At 63.9% G+C, this 13,971-nt stretch carries 17 protein-coding genes; 8 read left to right on the plus strand and 9 right to left on the minus strand.

All coding sequences use genetic code 11. From position 1 onward, the window contains the following. Positions 1 to 30: 30 nt before the first annotated feature. The 3 genes from IVA75_RS01100 to IVA75_RS01110 all read left to right on the plus strand — a co-directional run bounded on the left by IVA75_RS01100 (position 31) and on the right by IVA75_RS01110 (position 3,118). Positions 31 to 2,319 carry a DUF1522 domain-containing protein gene (locus IVA75_RS01100; RefSeq protein ID WP_247287351.1) on the plus strand — a complete coding sequence of 763 codons (2,289 nt, stop codon included), beginning with the start codon at positions 31 to 33 and terminating at the stop codon, positions 2,317 to 2,319. 290 nt (positions 2,320 to 2,609) lie between these two features. Continuing rightward, entirely contained in the window at positions 2,610 to 2,978 is a 369-nt protein-coding gene (gene flaF / locus IVA75_RS01105; protein WP_007612319.1) for a flagellar biosynthesis regulator FlaF, read from the plus strand. Continuing rightward, complete coding sequence (locus IVA75_RS01110; RefSeq protein ID WP_155809706.1) at positions 2,975 to 3,118, plus strand: hypothetical protein; 144 nt, start codon at positions 2,975 to 2,977, stop codon at positions 3,116 to 3,118. Before flaF ends, IVA75_RS01110 begins: the two co-directional genes overlap by 4 nt. A gap of 3 nt (positions 3,119 to 3,121) precedes the next feature. Here IVA75_RS01110 and IVA75_RS01115 read toward each other — a convergent pair whose 3' ends face one another. The 4 genes from IVA75_RS01115 to IVA75_RS01130 all read right to left on the minus strand — a co-directional run bounded on the left by IVA75_RS01115 (position 3,122) and on the right by IVA75_RS01130 (position 5,639). Beyond that, positions 3,122 to 3,481 carry a hypothetical protein gene (locus IVA75_RS01115; protein WP_027567591.1) on the minus strand — a complete coding sequence of 120 codons (360 nt, stop codon included), beginning with the start codon at positions 3,479 to 3,481 and terminating at the stop codon, positions 3,122 to 3,124. 159 nt (positions 3,482 to 3,640) lie between these two features. Continuing rightward, the gene (locus IVA75_RS01120; protein ID WP_247287349.1) at positions 3,641 to 4,138 is read right to left on the minus strand and encodes a hypothetical protein; all 498 of its coding nucleotides are present in this window, start codon (positions 4,136 to 4,138) and stop codon (positions 3,641 to 3,643) included. Positions 4,139 to 4,149: 11 nt separating this feature from the next. Next, positions 4,150 to 4,515 carry a flagellar assembly peptidoglycan hydrolase FlgJ gene (gene flgJ / locus IVA75_RS01125; RefSeq protein WP_063995718.1) on the minus strand — a complete coding sequence of 122 codons (366 nt, stop codon included), beginning with the start codon at positions 4,513 to 4,515 and terminating at the stop codon, positions 4,150 to 4,152. Beyond that, on the minus strand, positions 4,515 to 5,639 hold the full coding sequence (locus tag IVA75_RS01130) for a flagellar basal body P-ring protein FlgI (RefSeq protein WP_007602120.1): 1,125 nt from the start codon (positions 5,637 to 5,639) through the stop codon (positions 4,515 to 4,517). Before IVA75_RS01130 ends, flgJ begins: the two co-directional genes overlap by 1 nt. Positions 5,640 to 5,909: 270 nt before the next feature. Between IVA75_RS01130 and IVA75_RS01135 the strand changes: the two genes are divergently transcribed. Then, positions 5,910 to 6,323 (plus strand): flagellar assembly protein FliX, encoded by a 414-nt coding sequence (locus IVA75_RS01135; protein WP_247287347.1) that lies wholly within the window; start codon positions 5,910 to 5,912, stop codon positions 6,321 to 6,323. Between the two features lie 4 nt (positions 6,324 to 6,327). Here the strand turns inward: IVA75_RS01135 and IVA75_RS01140 are convergent, their stop codons facing one another. After that, a complete protein-coding gene (locus IVA75_RS01140; protein ID WP_247287345.1) occupies positions 6,328 to 6,699 on the minus strand; it encodes a helix-turn-helix domain-containing protein in 372 nt (123 codons plus the stop codon). Positions 6,700 to 6,847: 148 nt separating this feature from the next. Here IVA75_RS01140 and IVA75_RS01145 point away from each other — a divergent pair, with 148 nt between their 5' ends. The 3 genes from IVA75_RS01145 (at position 6,848) to IVA75_RS01155 (ending at position 9,341) form a co-directional block, all read left to right on the plus strand. Further along, positions 6,848 to 7,459 (plus strand): NAD(P)-dependent oxidoreductase, encoded by a 612-nt coding sequence (locus IVA75_RS01145; RefSeq protein ID WP_247287343.1) that lies wholly within the window; start codon positions 6,848 to 6,850, stop codon positions 7,457 to 7,459. Positions 7,460 to 7,675: 216 nt separating this feature from the next. Then, positions 7,676 to 8,041 carry an RNA polymerase-binding protein DksA gene (gene dksA / locus IVA75_RS01150; RefSeq protein WP_008554760.1) on the plus strand — a complete coding sequence of 122 codons (366 nt, stop codon included), beginning with the start codon at positions 7,676 to 7,678 and terminating at the stop codon, positions 8,039 to 8,041. A gap of 520 nt (positions 8,042 to 8,561) precedes the next feature. Next, entirely contained in the window at positions 8,562 to 9,341 is a 780-nt protein-coding gene (locus IVA75_RS01155) for a fumarylacetoacetate hydrolase family protein (protein WP_247287342.1), read from the plus strand. Positions 9,342 to 9,596: 255 nt separating this feature from the next. Here IVA75_RS01155 and flgH read toward each other — a convergent pair whose 3' ends face one another. The 4 genes from flgH to flgF are packed head-to-tail and all read right to left on the minus strand — an operon-like array spanning position 9,597 to position 13,084. Continuing rightward, a complete protein-coding gene (gene flgH, locus IVA75_RS01160) occupies positions 9,597 to 10,364 on the minus strand; it encodes a flagellar basal body L-ring protein FlgH (protein WP_027567596.1) in 768 nt (255 codons plus the stop codon). 3 nt (positions 10,365 to 10,367) lie between these two features. After that, on the minus strand, positions 10,368 to 11,507 hold the full coding sequence (gene flgA / locus IVA75_RS01165) for a flagellar basal body P-ring formation chaperone FlgA (RefSeq protein ID WP_247287341.1): 1,140 nt from the start codon (positions 11,505 to 11,507) through the stop codon (positions 10,368 to 10,370). A gap of 10 nt (positions 11,508 to 11,517) precedes the next feature. Beyond that, entirely contained in the window at positions 11,518 to 12,306 is a 789-nt protein-coding gene (gene flgG / locus IVA75_RS01170) for a flagellar basal-body rod protein FlgG (protein WP_007602131.1), read from the minus strand. A gap of 16 nt (positions 12,307 to 12,322) precedes the next feature. After that, entirely contained in the window at positions 12,323 to 13,084 is a 762-nt protein-coding gene (gene flgF / locus IVA75_RS01175; RefSeq protein ID WP_247287340.1) for a flagellar basal-body rod protein FlgF, read from the minus strand. Between the two features lie 379 nt (positions 13,085 to 13,463). Here flgF and fliL point away from each other — a divergent pair, with 379 nt between their 5' ends. After that, positions 13,464 to 13,964, plus strand: coding sequence for a flagellar basal body-associated protein FliL (gene fliL / locus IVA75_RS01180; RefSeq protein ID WP_247287339.1), 501 nt, complete (start codon positions 13,464 to 13,466; stop codon positions 13,962 to 13,964). Positions 13,965 to 13,971: the final 7 nt, after the last annotated feature.

A 13,971-nucleotide genomic window follows, 5' to 3' on the forward strand; every position in this document is an offset into this window, starting at 1 on the left:
TCGTACCTGGTTCAAGAGGAAGACTCGCCAATGTCCAACATCGTTCTCTCGGCGTCCGTTCGCCAGAACCTGTTGTCGCTGCAGTCGACGGCCGACTTGCTGGCCACGACGCAGGAGCGGCTGTCGACCGGTAAGAAGGTCAACACGGCGCTCGACAATCCCACCAACTTCTTCACGGCCCAGGGGTTGGACAACCGGGCGAGCGACATCGGCAACCTGCTGGATGGCATCAACAACGGTGTGCAGGTGCTCCAGGCCGCCAACACCGGCATCACCTCGCTGCAGAAGCTGATCGACAGCGCCAAGTCGATCGCCAACCAGGCGCTCCAGACCACGGTCGGCTACTCGACCAAGTCCAACGTCTCCACCACGATTCCCGGTGCGACGCCCGCCGACCTGCGCGGTACGACCTCCTACGCGAGCGCGACCGCCAAGAGCAATGTGCTCTATACCGGCGCAGCCGGTGGCGTAACCCCGGTCACGGGAACCGCCGCGCTCGGCGCCTCGCTGGGCTCGAACGCCGGCACGAATGCCGGGTTTGCCGCGACCGCGGCCGACGGCACGACTGCACTATCCGGTACCACCACACTGGTCGGCACCACGACATCCACCACCTTCGGCGCGCCGCCCGCGGACGGCGACACCATCACGGTCAACGGCAAGACCATCACCTTCCGCACCGGTATCGCGCCGACGACGCAGCCGACCGGCTGGGGCCTCAACCCCAGTGGGCACATCGCCACCGACGGTAACGGCAATTCGATCGTCTACGAGGGAACGCCGGCTGCGCCCGGCGCGACCGTCAACGACGTCCTCAGCGCGATCGACCTCGCCAGCGGCGTCAAGACCGCGGCAATCAGTGCAGGCGCGGCAACCATTACGATCAGCGGCTCGAGCGGTCCGATCGGCACGCTGCAGGTGGCGTCGTCCGTCACGGGCGGCCAGGTCACGCTGAAGAGTTCGACCGGCGCCGATCTGAGCCTGACGGGCAAGGCCGACTTCCTCAACAAGCTCGGTCTGACCGCGGCGACCGGCGCAGGCAATGCGAGCGTGACTGCGGACCGATCGACCACCGCGGGCTCGCTCGGCTCTCTCGTTCAGGACGGCTCGACGCTGAACATCGACGGCCACACCATCACTTTCAAAAACGCCCAGTCGCCCCAGTCGGCGTTGAGCGTCACCTCCGGCGGCGTCAACAACAATATCGTCACCGACGGCAACGGTAATTCGACCGTCTACCTCCAGAGCGCGACGCTCACCGATCTGCTCAACTCGATCGACCTCGCCACCGGCGTCAAGACCGCCAGCATCTTCAACGGCGCGGCGACGCTGTCGACCACCGCGGGCCAGATCCCCTCATCGGTCAACAGCAGCGGTCAGCTTGCGCTCTCTACCGGCATCAACGCCGACCTGTCGATCACCGGCACCGGCAACGCGCTCAACGCGTTCGGTCTCAGCGGCAATACGGGAACGGCGACCGCTTTCGCCGCGGCGCGCAACTCCGGTGTTGGTGGCGTCGCCGGCAAGACGCTGACCTTCACCTCCTTCAACGGCGGCACGCCGGTCAACGTCACCTTCGGCGACGGCACCAACGGCACCGTCAAGACGCTCGACCAACTCAATGTGCAGCTTCAGGCCAACCACCTGACGGCGACGATCGACGCCAACGGCGTGCTGACGGTCACCACCGTCAACGAGTACGCATCCTCGACCCTCGGCTCGACTGCCGCCGGCGGTACGGTCGGCGGTACGCTCACCGGCGTGCTGGCCTTTACCACCGCGCAGCCACCGATTCAGGATCCCGTCGCGCAGACCGCGCGCTCCGGCCTGGTCAGTCAGTTCAACAACATCCTGGCGCAGATCGACACGACCTCGCAGGACTCGTCCTTCAACGGCGTCAACCTGCTCAACGGCGACACGCTGAAGCTGGTCTTCAACGAGAACGGCAGCTCGACGCTCGGCATCAACGGCGTGGTGTTCAACGCGGCCGGCCTGGGTCTCAGCAATCTCGTTCCCGGCACGGACTTCATCGACAACGGTGCCACCAACAAGGTGCTGGCCAGCCTGAATGCCGCCTCGAGCACGTTGCGCTCCGAGGGTTCTTCGCTCGGTTCGAATCTGTCGATCGTGCAGGTGCGTCAGGACTTCTCCAAGAACCTGATCAACGTTCTGCAGACCGGCTCGGCCAACCTGACGCTGGCCGACACCAACGAGGAAGCGGCGAACAGCCAGGCGCTGTCGACCCGCCAGTCGATCGCGGTGTCCGCGCTGTCGCTGGCCAACCAGTCGCAACAGAGCGTGCTGCAGCTGCTCCGCTAATTTCGCGGCGCAGGTCGCTCATCGATTTCGCGGCGGGGCTAACGCTCCGCCGTTCATTTTACTGAGATCGCTAAGGCAGGATTAGCTGAGATCGACGCGCACCACGCGCGACGTGTTTACAGCGTGCACATGCGCGTCTAGCTTCACGATGACGAAGAACTCCGAGACCCGTAATAATCCGGAGTGCTTCCAAGCACACATGTAAGCAAATCTTAAGCGGTGCTGCCTAGGGTCAGGAAAGAAATCCTTAAGCGCGTTCAACGCGCTAGGTAACCTCCAGGGTGTGATTGATGTCGAATTCCGCTGCCTCGGCCTACGCGCGTGTTGCAACGACCACCGCATCTCCTCGCGACATCGAAGCGCAGACCCTGCTCAAGGCCGCGAACAAGCTTCAGGATGCGATCAACAGCGCCGAGCCGTTCAGCGAGCAGACCACGCAGGCCCTGATGTTCAATCGCAAGCTCTGGACGATTTTCCTGAGCGAGGCCATGCGCGAGAACAATCCGCAGCCGATCGACGTCCGGCAGAAGATCGCCAACATCAGCGTGTTCGTGCTGAGCCAGACCGCCGCGCTGCAGATGAGCCCGCAGTTCGATCACTTCCGTCCGCTGATCGAGATCAACCGCAATATCGCCGCTGGTCTCTCCGGCCGTCCGTGATCGAGCACGGCTCGTTCCGCTTCGGCAACACCAAATCCACGCTGACGGATACCGGCAAGACGCAGATCAGGAACGTCGTCACCGGTCCCGCGACCGGTTCGAGCGATCTCGATGTTGCCGTTGCGAGGCTCGACGCCTGATGGTCAGGCGCTGCGGTCCGTGCTGGCCGGACGCGAGGGCTCGGATTTCAAATCCTGCGCATGGAAATAGGCCCGCCGGCGCAGCATTGCTTCGTCGGGGAACTGGTTGACCACCGCGTCGGTCCTGTCGTTGACGACCTGGAAGACGAACGACGCCGCCGCCTGGTCGAACACGACCTGGCGTGAGACGTTCTCGCTGCTTCGCAAATCATTACGTGCAGGCGCGCTCGCCTCGCCAGCGGCCACTGTCTGGCTCACGGGCAGATCGGTTTGCACGGCCTCGTTCGCCGCCGCATTGGACGTCGTTACGATCTGCACGGCGACCGGTATCCCCACCGGCCTGATGCTGAAATCTGTACTCATGGCAGCCTCCTGGTTGCCTCACGTGAGTCAAATCCCAACCCCTCTCAATACGCAACCATGGAACACCAGGATTGAACACCCGGTAAGGAAACGTGCCTAACCGCGCGACGATGTTGCCGCGCGGTTTTTCGTAAAATTGTCGCTTGTTGTTGCGCGCGCTCAGAGCGAGCGGCTGACCGCGAGCGGCGTGATGTGGCGTGGGCCCGCCGTGGCGCGGCGTCCCGCGGCCGTGTAGGTGTTCGGCACGTTGCGCTTCTGGATCTCGGCGTTGACGCCGCGCACGACGCTCTCCGAAACGGCGTGAGCGGTTGCGAGCACGGTGAGATTGACCTGGAGCATCGCGCGGAATGCATCGTGGTGCCGATGCAGCGTCGAGAGCAGCTCGGGCGCGGATTTGGCGAGCTGGGCCTGGTTCGCCTTCAATTGGGTGACGGCGCCGATATAGTTTCGCGACAGCTCCTGCTTCTTGCTCTCGAGGGTCATCGCTTCGCGGACCTGGCCGGCACGCACCAGTTCGGTCTCGCGCTCGATCAGGCCGAGCAGCGCACTCATCGCATCCATCAGCTGCTCGGCGATCTTGCGCGCCTCGGCGCTACCGGGTGCGGTGTTCGGGCGCTGCGCTTGCACCGGCTGACGCGAGGCGTTGAAGTGGTTCATCTCGTTTGACCTTATGCCGTGCGGATCGTTTTTGCCTGCTGCATGATCAGGGTGCGATAGACGTCGGTGGCGATGCCGACGCCGCCGGCGTTGGCGAAATTCTTGGAATATTGTTCGGTCAGCATCGAGCGCCATACGCCGGTGCCAGGGGTGTCGCCGAACGGGCCTTCGCCCTTCAAACCCGAGGTCATCTGCGAGAACATGCTGTTGAGGAACATCGCCTCGAAGTCGGTGGCGATCTTCTGCGCCTTGGCCTGCTGCTTCGGCGAGACCTTTTGCAGTGCCGCGGCGAGATCGAAGTCCGGGCGGCCATTGCGGCTCTCCACCGAGAAGGCGGAGCTGGCGACCCGTGCGGTGTTGACCATGCCGGTCTGCATCACATCACCTCGATGTCGGCTTCGATCGCACCGGCGGCCTTGATCGCCTGCAGGATGCTGATGAGATCGCGCGGGCCGATGCCGAGACCGTTGAGGCCGTCGACGAGCTGCTGAAGCGAGACGCCGTCCTTGACCACGGCGAACTTTTTGCCGTCCTCGGTGACGCTGACGCTGCTGCGTGGTGCGACCACGGTCCGCCCCCGCGACAGCGGGTTGGGCTGGCTGACCTGCGGGCTCTCGGAGATCGTGACGGTGAGGTTGCCCTGTGCGACCGCAACGGTGGCGACGCGGACGTCGCGGCCCATCACGATGATGCCGCTGCGTTCGTCGATGATGATCTTGGCGGCGAGATCCGGATCGACCTGGAGCTGCTCGATCTCGGTGAGAAACGCGACGACGTTGCCCTTGAACTCCGGCGGGATCGCAAGCTGCACGGTCGATGGGTCGATCGGCTCGGCGGTCTTGACGCCGAGATAGTCGTTGATCGCGGCGGCTATCCGCTTGGCCGTGGTGAAGTCGGCATTGCGCAGCGCAAGCCGAACGTTCGGCAGGCGATTGAGCGCGAACTCGATCTCGCGCTCGATGATGGCACCGTTGACAATGCGTCCGACCGTCGGCACGCCACGCACGATTTTCGCCGCCTCGCCCTCGGCCTGGAAGCCGGAGATCGCGAGTGAGCCCTGTGCGACCGAATAGACGTTGCCGTCGGCGCCGAGGAGTGGGGTGACGAGCAGGGTGCCGCCCTGGAGATTCTTGGCGTCGCCGAGCGCGGAGACGGTGACGTCCATGCGCGTGCCCTGGGTGGCGAAGGCCGGCAGATTGCCTGTCACCATCACGGCGGCGACGTTGCCGGTACGGATGGTGGCGCCCCGGATGTTGACGCCCATGCGCTCGAGCATCGCTTGCAGAGACTGCTTGGTGAAGGGGATGTTGTTGAGGGTGTCGCCGGTGCCGTTGAGGCCGACGACGAGTCCGTAGCCGATGAGCTGGTTCTGCCGCACGCCTTCGATGTTGGCGAGATCCTTGATGCGCGATGTCGCGCTTGCAGAATTGACCGAGAGCACCAGCGCTGACAGCGCGGCGCAGGCCACCCCCACAAGTCTCACCCAACGAACGCTTGGCATCCTCTGCTCCCCGAGCCTCCTCAAATCAAAGGACCATCACGACACTCCCATGACGAGCTGGTCCGACGCTGTCCTTGCGAGCGCTGTGCCAACTCGGGGCAGCGGGGGTAGGTCGCTGAATAGGTTGAATAAATCTGTTTCGAGCGACCTCAGCCGGTGTTGTCCCTGAGGAGCGAAACTGCCGCCCGTCGGCAGATTTTGCCGGGCTGTTTACGGGCCGTTAACCATAAAACGGCGAATGTGGCGCATCGATCACCCGGATTGCTTCCGATGCGCATCTACGGACCGAACGGCACCATGCTTGGAACGCCGGCCAGCCAGGCCAGGCGGACGAGCTCCGGCGGCTTCGTGCTACCCGACACCTCGTCGGCGCCGGAGACGCGAGGCGCCGCCGCACCGAAGGCGGCCGCCAACATCGACGGGCTGCTGGCGCTGCAAGGCATCGAAGAGGATCCGATCGAGCGTCGCAAGCGCTCGGTCGTGCGCGGAAAGACCGCGCTCGACGTGCTCGACGATCTCAAGATGGGACTTCTCTCCGGCAAGCTCGACGCCTCGACCGTGATGCGGCTGCGTGACGCTGCGGCGAACCTGAAATCGTCCTCCGGCGACTCCGGCCTGGATTCGGTGCTGTCGGAGATCGAGCTGCGAGTCGAGGTCGAGCTCGCCAAGGCCGGGCAGGCATAGCGTCCTACGCCGCTTCATCCTTCAGGTGCGCGTCGTAGCGGCGCTGGGCGGCGAGCACGTCTTTCAGATTCTGTTCGGCCCAATCGCGCAGCGGATCGACGGCTGCGGCGAGCGTCACGCCGAGCTGCGTGATCGAGTATTCCACGGTCACCGGCACGGTTGCGATGGCGTGACGCTTGATCAATCCGTCGCGCTCGAGCGACTTGAGAACCTGGCTCAGCATCTTCTGCGAAATGCCTTCGATCGTGCGGCGCAACTGATTGAAGCGCATCGGCTCCTCGCGCAGCAGCAGCAGGATCAGCACCGCCCATTTGTCACCGACGCGGTCGAGGATCTGTCGCGTGGGGCAGTTCGCTGCATAGACGTCTGGCTTCATCGTCGGGTCCTCACGATCCATTCCGCTCATTGCCGGCCGCCGCCGGTTACTCCTGCGTAATCAGGTAAGCACAAAGTGCTCTCTTAACACCAGCGCTCTTTGCGATATCTAGTCACCATTGGTTACTACAGAAGCAAAGGAGCCTTCCATGAAAATCGCAGTTGCCGGCGCCTCGGGCCGGGCCGGGTCGGAGATCACGAAAGAACTGTCCCGCCGCGGCCACACGGTTACGGCCATCGCCCGCAACCCCGAGAAGATCGCGACCCTGCCGAACGTCACGCCCACCAAGGGGGACGTGCTCGACCAGTCAGACCTTGCCAAGTTGTGGGCCGGGCACGACGCCGCCGTGAGTTCCGTACACTTCCTGGCCAGCGACGCGCTCAAGCTGATCGGCGCGGCCAAGGACTCGAAGGTTGGTCGTTACCTCGTCGTCGGCGGAGCCGGTAGCCTAGAGGTCGCTCCGGGCGTCAAATTGGTGACAACTCCCGGTTTTCCGGCTCAGTACAAGGCTGAGGCGGAGGCGGGTTCGGCCTTTCTCGACCTGCTGCGGCAGGAAAAGGCGCTGAACTGGACTTTTATCTCGCCGTCGGCCCTGTTCATCGAGGGGGAGCGCACCGGCAAGTTCCGGCTTGGCACCGATCAGCTTCTCGCAGATGCGAACGGCAAAAGCTGGATCACCTTCGCGGATTACGCCATCGCGCTCGCCGACGAGATCGAGCGGCCGGCCCATGAGAGGCAACGGTTCACGGTCGGCTACTAGGCCTACGGCCGCTCCCGGGCCCTTCAGGATAAACCTTTCCTGTGCAAGGGCTTGGGGGCGCCGGTCGGGCTATCAGGGAAACATTGTCTGTCACAGGAGGCCGCTATATAACGCCCCGCTCAGCGGACCCCGTTCCGCGTACGAGTCGTTGCTTAGACAGATAGGCCGCCCTTGGAAAAGTTGAAAAACTACCGACCGACCGAAAAAGAGCCTTTCATGAACGACAGGCAGAAGGAGTACTTCCGCTTGAAGCTCCTCGCCTGGAAGGATGAGATCCTCAAAGAGTCCAAGCTCACCCTGCAAGCCCTGCAGGAGGAGAACGTGAACCACCCCGATCTCGCCGATCGGGCATCGTCCGAAACCGACCGCGCCATCGAACTCCGTGCCCGCGACCGCCAGCGCAAGTTGATCGCCAAGATCGACGCCGCGCTCCAGCGTATCGAGGACAACACCTACGGCTATTGCGAGGACACCGGCGAGCCGATCTCGTTGAAGCGGCTCGAGGCCCGTCCCATCGCGACGCTCTCGGTGGAGGCGCAGGAGCGCCACGAGAAACGCGAGAAGGTCTATCGCGACGAATAGAGTCCGAGCCGCAGCGATGCGGCTCTTTGTTTTTTGAACGCAAGGTGCGCCTTTTCGCGCCGTGATCAGCATTTTGCCTGTCGCTTGCAACCGCGCGTTCGACGCGCGAGCGCAATCACGGAAAGTGAATCGCGATCAATGGGCTAGACTCAACTCCTCCGAGCTCACGTGAGTTCGGATGAGAAACAGCCTTCACTTCAGGTGCGGGAGGTTTTGCGAGTCGCATCAAGGACATCGACTCGAATGCTGAGGCACTGATCCAGCAGCTTCACGCGTTGCTGCAATCAGGCCTGGTGCGACGCTGCAGGGTGCGCATCCTCATAAAGCCCGGACCAGCTCAATATTTCCTTAAACGCCGGCGCCGCCCGTGAGGCTTGCCGTGATGTGGCCGGCCAGCGTCCGCATCTCATCCAGCTTGGGCCGGCAATGACGTGCTGCCGCGCGGCCCCCTGCGCTTGTCACGCCCCGGCGGGGATGCTGAAGTGCCGCCCTCGATTGTGGTGTGTAGGAGCGGGCGCCGATGGACAGAATTCTCGCAGCCGCAAAGGCGATCGCGCTGGCGCGCCGCAACCATGCGCCGCTCGCGGCGCTCGAAGTTCCTCCCGCCGATGAAGCCGAGGGCTATCAGGTCCAGCGCGCGCTGCACGATCTGCTGCTGCCGCATGCCGGCCCGCTCGTCGGCTACAAGATCGGCTGCACCAGCCAGGTGATGCAGGATTACATCGGCATTCCACACCCCTGCGGCGGCGGCGTGTTCCAGAAGGGCGTGCACGACAGCGGCGTGCGGCTCGCGGCTGCCGATTTTGTCCGCGTCGGCGTTGAATGCGAGATCGCGGTGCGGCTGAAGCGCAATCTCGCCGCCGGCGAGGCGCCATTCACGGCCGAATGGGTCGGCGAAGCCGTCGAGGCCTATCATCCCGCGATCGAGATCGTCGACGACCGCTATGTGAAGTGGGAAACAATGGGCGCGCCGACGCTGATCGCCGACGATTTCTTCGCCGCCGGCTGCGTGCTGGGCGAGGTCGTGCCGCGCTCGTCGGTGCCGGACCTGAAGGCGGTCAAAGGCCGCGCCATCGTCAACGGCGAAGAGGTGAGCCACGGCACCGGCGCCGACGTGCTCGGCCATCCGCACAACGCACTCGCCTGGCTCGCCAACCATCTCGCCGCCGAGGGCAAGGGTCTGCACGCGGGCCAACTCGTTCTCACAGGGAGCCTGGTGAAGACGCTGTGGCTGAAAGCCGGCGACAAGGTGCGGATGGAACTGGACGGACTGGGGACGGTGGAGGCGGAGTTTACGTGATCTCTCCGCGTCCTTGCGAGCGAAGCGAAGCAATCCAGAGTCCCTCCGCGGCGGCAGCCTGGATTGCTTCGCTGCGCTCGCAATGACGGAGGTTGGGGCAGCGGTGCCGCTACGATCGCGCATCTGGCCGGCTGTACGCAGCGGCACCATCGCCAAAATACATGCGGCCCTCGCCAGGGGAGCTAGCGAGGGCCGCGTCGTACATCGTCGTCCGCGCCTAGGTTCGCGAACACGATGTGGGAGCTCGGGAGAAGCTTAGAAGGGCAGCAGCACGTCCATGACTTGCTGGCCGTAGCGCGGTTGCTGCACGTCCATGATCTGGCCGCGGCCGCCGTAGGCGATGCGGGCCTGCGCGATCTTGGTGGAATCGATGGTGTTGTCGCTCTGGATGTCTTCGGGACGGACGATGCCGGCGACGATGAGCTCGCGAATTTCGTAGTTGACGCGGATTTCCTGCTTGCCTTCGACCACGAGGTTGCCGTTGGGCAGGACCTGGGTGACGACGGCAGCGACGTTGGTCTGCAACGCTTCCTTGCGGTCCACGCTTCCTTTGCCCTCGCTGGACGCGGTCGAGTCGGCGGTTAGGATACGGCCGGGCAACACCTTCTGCGCTTGGGCGCCCAATGTCTTGGCGCCGATGAAGTCGGTGATTCCGGAATCTTCCTTGTTGGTGCGGCTGCGCTGGGTGTCGTTTTCGATATTGGCCTTGTCGGTGATGTTCACGGCCACCGTCAGGAGATCGCCGACCTGATGGGCGCGCTGGTCCTTGAAGAAGGCACGGCTGCCGTTCCGCCACAGCGAGTTCGGATTGTAGGAGGCGACTTCCGGCTTCGGCATCGGCATCTGCACCGGCTTGTAACCGGGCTGCGTCGTCGGATTGTCGATCGCCGACAATTTCGGCTGCTCGCCGATCTGCGACAAACGGTCGATCGATGAGCAGCCGCTCGCCAGCGCGCAAGTCGCCAGCAGCAGGGCAGAGATCGCGATGCGACGGGGACGAAAAGCCGAACTGAACCTGGACATGACTTACTCTGACTTGGCTGGAGCTTGCGAGACGCGAACTTGCGGGATCTGGGCTTGCGCGATCTGGGCCGGGGATGCCGGGGTCTGGACCAGGTTCCGGACGAGGGCTGCGGTATCGACCGGGGCGGGCGCCTCGTCACGCTTGAGCGACGAGGTCTGTTCGACCGCAGCCGGCATCGGCGCGGCTTGGCTGGCGCCCTGGACCGTCACCTGGCCGCGGCCGGTGACGACGCCGCTCAGCGTGCGCTTGGTCTGCAGGTTGAGCACGCTGATGGTGTCACCCTCGGCGCCGCTCTCGATCGCCTTGCCGCGCGTGGTGAGATAGATCCCGGGGACCTGATAGATGACGGTGACGTTCTGGTCGCGCTGCACGAAGTCGGGCTTGACGATGTCGGCGACGCGGATCGGCGTCCCCGCCCGCATCGGCCGGCGGAGCTGCATGCCGAGCGTGCGATCTCGCGAGGCGGCCTCACCCGTGACCTCGGCCTTCGGCCGGCGTTCCATGGCGACGTCGGAGGCCTTCAGGAGATCGACGCGATCGATGTCGCGCGTCAGCACGGCTACTTCCACCGTCTCGATCGCGTTGCCGGTGAAACGCAGCTTGGTCGGCGCCGAAGTGTTGTCGTTATTGATCTCGAAGGCGATGTCGAAACGGCCGCTGCGGGCGTCGTAGCGGGTTGCGACCGGCTGCAGCACGCCGGTGTTGGAGGCATCCAACCGCATGTCGGCGATGCCGCGGTCGAACGTGACGGTGATGTTGGCGGCATCGCCAAGTCCAAAGCGGCGCTCGAGCGCCGTGGCGACCGCGGTTTCGAGGTCCTTGTTCACGAGCGTGCGGGCGAGACGGGTGACCTGGACTTCCTTGATGTCGCCGGTCATTACGCCGATCACCTGCTTTGCGCGCAACACCGCCAGCACTTGCGCGACCGGCAGCGCACCGGTGGTGCCGAGATCGGGCGAGCGGTAGAGCGGGATCAGCGCGGCCGAGCCGGCATTGTCGATGAGATCGCCGACCCGCACCACGTCCGAGGTCACGGTGATGCTCGCGCGCAGCGTCGGCGTCGCGATGAAATCGTCGGCGGCCCGTGCGGGCAGCGTCAGCACAAGGAGAGCGGAGATGGTGGCGAGGGTGGTCCGGATCATCGTCATCACCTCAGCGGAACAACGCCGTGGTCGACTGCATCATCTGGTCGGCGGCGCTGATCACCTTGGCGTTCATCTCGTAGGCGCGCTGGGCGGCGATCAGGTCGCTCATTTCCGAGACGACGTCGACATTGGCCTGCTCGAGGCTGCTCTGGGTGATATTGCCGAAACCTTCGGAGCTCGCGGTACCGTCCTGCGGCGGGCCGGAGGAGGGCGTCTCGGTGAACTGATTGTTTCCGACCGGCTGGAGGCCCGCCTTGTTGATGAATCGGGTCAGGCCGATCTGGCCCTGGACGGCCGAGGTCGACGAACCCGGCAGCGTCACCGAGACCTGGCCCTGCACGTTGATGGTGAGGCCCGAGGCGTTGTTCGGGATTGTGATCGTCGGTTGCACCGGGTTACCCTGCGCGGTGACGATGCGCCCCTGATTGTCCATCTGGAAGGTGCCGTCGCGGGTGTACTGGTAGCTGCCGTCGGGCATCAGGATCTTGAAGAAGCCTTCGCCCGTGATGGCCATGTCGAGGTCGTTGCCGGTCTGCGACAGCGTGCCCTGGGTCATGCTGCGTGGCGTGCCGACGGTCTTGACGCCGCCGCCGATGTCGACGCCGACCGGCAGAATCGTGCCCTGGTCGGATGACTGGGCGCCGACCCGGCGGACGTGCTCGTAGATCAGGTCCTGGAACGCCGCGGTCTGCTTCTTGAAGCCGGTGGTGCGCAGGTTCGCGATGTTGTTGGAGATCACCTGAACGTTGAGTTCCTGTGCCGCCATTCCGGTTGCTGCGGTGTGAAGCGCCTGCATGTCAGTTCTCCCTCAATCAGGCCGGAACGTCGGCGAGCTTCTCGATCGCCGATTTGTGCATGTCACTCTGCTGCTGGAGCAGGTTGGCGATGGCGGTGTAGCTGCGCATGACTTCGACCATGCGGCTCATCTCACCGACCGAGTTCACGTTCGACTTCTCGACATAGCCCTGCTGCACGGTCGACTTGCTGTCGGCCTGCGGGACCGCGGAGCCGATGTTGTAAAGGTTGGCGCCGAGCTTGGTCAGCTTGGCCGGATCGTCGAACGAGGCCATGCGGATCTTGCCGCGGATCGAGTCGTTCTTGGCCGTGCCCTCGAGCACCGTGACGGTGCCGTCCGGCGCGACGTTGATGTCATGATCGGTCGGCTGGAAGGTGATCGGGCCGCCGGTGCCCAGCACGAGGTTGCCGTCGGAGGTGACGAGCTGGCCGGTGCTGTTGAGCGAGAATTTGCCGTCGCGGGTGTAGCGCTCGGCGCCATTGGCCTGCACGGCGAAATAGGCATTGCCGCTGATCGCCATGTCGAGCGGATTCTTGGTCGGCTCCATCGGCCCCTGGCCGACGTCGCGGAAGGTGCCGCGGTCCTGCACATAGGAGACCCGGCGGTCGGAGCCGACGAAATTGTCCTCACGCGCGTTCGAGTTGAGGTACTCCTCGAACAACGAATGGTCGGCCTTGAAGCCGTTGGTGTTGGCGTTGGCGACGTTGTTGGCGATGACATCCATCTGCCGTTCCAACGTCATCTGTCGTGACAAGCCGATCAGAAGCGCGTTCTGCATCGGAAATCTCCCCTGAGTGACATCCGCCAGCTCGCTCTCCCAAGCGCATTGGCCGATCCCGTGAACGAGACCTCGGGTTCTCCCAAACCCTGGGTCTCGATCCTTTCTCAGCGAAACTCGTGCCAAACCGAAAAAGATTGTAATTTCAGCGACATGTCTATTTTTCGAGGGCGCGGGGAGGCGGCAGAAACGGTCTGTTAGCCATGTTTGCCCGGCAGATTTTTCCTAGCGAAGGCCCAATCGAAAGGTTCCGTTAACCATTATTACCGTAGCGTTTGGGCGTAAGAGGAGCACTGCGCTGGGGCATTTGTATCGCGTCACTGTCTGCCAGGAGCTTCGCTCTTTCGACCCCTTTGAGAGATGAGCGAGCGCGGCGATCATGGCAGAGAATGAAGCGGAAGGCGGCGCAGCCGCTGAGGGCGCGCAAGCTGCTCCGCCCAAGAACAAGTTCAAGCTGATGATCATGGCGGTAGGCCTGCTCGCCGTTCTCGGCGGCGGCGCCGCGACCTGGTTCTTCTTTTTCCGTCACGGCGACGACGAGCATCACGCCGAGGCGGCGCCTCCGCCCAAACCGCCGTCTTTCGTCGAGGTTCCCGACATCATGGTCAACCTCGCCGGCGCGCCGGGCGAGCGCGTGCAATATCTGAAGCTCAAGATCGTGCTGGAGCTGAAGGAAGAGAAGCAGGTCGAGGCGATCAAGCCGACGATGCCGCGCATCACCGACATCTTCCAGACCTATGCGCGCGAGCTGCGCTCCTCCGACCTCAACGGTTCCGCCGGCATCTTCCGCCTCAAGGAAGAGCTGACGAAGCGCGTCAACGCGGCGGTCGCTCCGGTCCAGGTCAGCGCGGTGCTGTTCAAGGAAGTCGTGATCCAGTGAGCATGAC

The sequence above is a fragment of the Bradyrhizobium sp. 134 genome (genome assembly GCF_023074155.1).
In the GTDB taxonomy this organism is placed as follows: Bacteria; Pseudomonadota; Alphaproteobacteria; order Rhizobiales; family Xanthobacteraceae; genus Bradyrhizobium.

What these genes read in the sequence shown, in the direction of transcription:
- IVA75_RS01100 (WP_247287351.1), top strand. Translation starts at nt 31, where the DNA reads ATGTCCAACATCGTTCTCTCGGCGTCCGTTCGCCAGAACCTGTTGTCG.
- flaF (WP_007612319.1), top strand. Translation starts at nt 2,610, where the DNA reads ATGTCGAATTCCGCTGCCTCGGCCTACGCGCGTGTTGCAACGACCACC.
- IVA75_RS01115 (WP_027567591.1), bottom strand. Translation starts at nt 3,481, where the DNA reads ATGAGTACAGATTTCAGCATCAGGCCGGTGGGGATACCGGTCGCCGTG.
- IVA75_RS01120 (WP_247287349.1), bottom strand. Translation starts at nt 4,138, where the DNA reads ATGAACCACTTCAACGCCTCGCGTCAGCCGGTGCAAGCGCAGCGCCCG.
- flgJ (WP_063995718.1), bottom strand. Translation starts at nt 4,515, where the DNA reads ATGCAGACCGGCATGGTCAACACCGCACGGGTCGCCAGCTCCGCCTTC.
- IVA75_RS01130 (WP_007602120.1), bottom strand. Translation starts at nt 5,639, where the DNA reads ATGCCAAGCGTTCGTTGGGTGAGACTTGTGGGGGTGGCCTGCGCCGCG.
- IVA75_RS01135 (WP_247287347.1), top strand. Translation starts at nt 5,910, where the DNA reads ATGCGCATCTACGGACCGAACGGCACCATGCTTGGAACGCCGGCCAGC.
- IVA75_RS01140 (WP_247287345.1), bottom strand. Translation starts at nt 6,699, where the DNA reads ATGAAGCCAGACGTCTATGCAGCGAACTGCCCCACGCGACAGATCCTC.
- IVA75_RS01145 (WP_247287343.1), top strand. Translation starts at nt 6,848, where the DNA reads ATGAAAATCGCAGTTGCCGGCGCCTCGGGCCGGGCCGGGTCGGAGATC.
- dksA (WP_008554760.1), top strand. Translation starts at nt 7,676, where the DNA reads ATGAACGACAGGCAGAAGGAGTACTTCCGCTTGAAGCTCCTCGCCTGG.
- IVA75_RS01155 (WP_247287342.1), top strand. Translation starts at nt 8,562, where the DNA reads ATGGACAGAATTCTCGCAGCCGCAAAGGCGATCGCGCTGGCGCGCCGC.
- flgH (WP_027567596.1), bottom strand. Translation starts at nt 10,364, where the DNA reads ATGTCCAGGTTCAGTTCGGCTTTTCGTCCCCGTCGCATCGCGATCTCT.
- flgA (WP_247287341.1), bottom strand. Translation starts at nt 11,507, where the DNA reads ATGATCCGGACCACCCTCGCCACCATCTCCGCTCTCCTTGTGCTGACG.
- flgG (WP_007602131.1), bottom strand. Translation starts at nt 12,306, where the DNA reads ATGCAGGCGCTTCACACCGCAGCAACCGGAATGGCGGCACAGGAACTC.
- flgF (WP_247287340.1), bottom strand. Translation starts at nt 13,084, where the DNA reads ATGCAGAACGCGCTTCTGATCGGCTTGTCACGACAGATGACGTTGGAA.
- fliL (WP_247287339.1), top strand. Translation starts at nt 13,464, where the DNA reads ATGGCAGAGAATGAAGCGGAAGGCGGCGCAGCCGCTGAGGGCGCGCAA.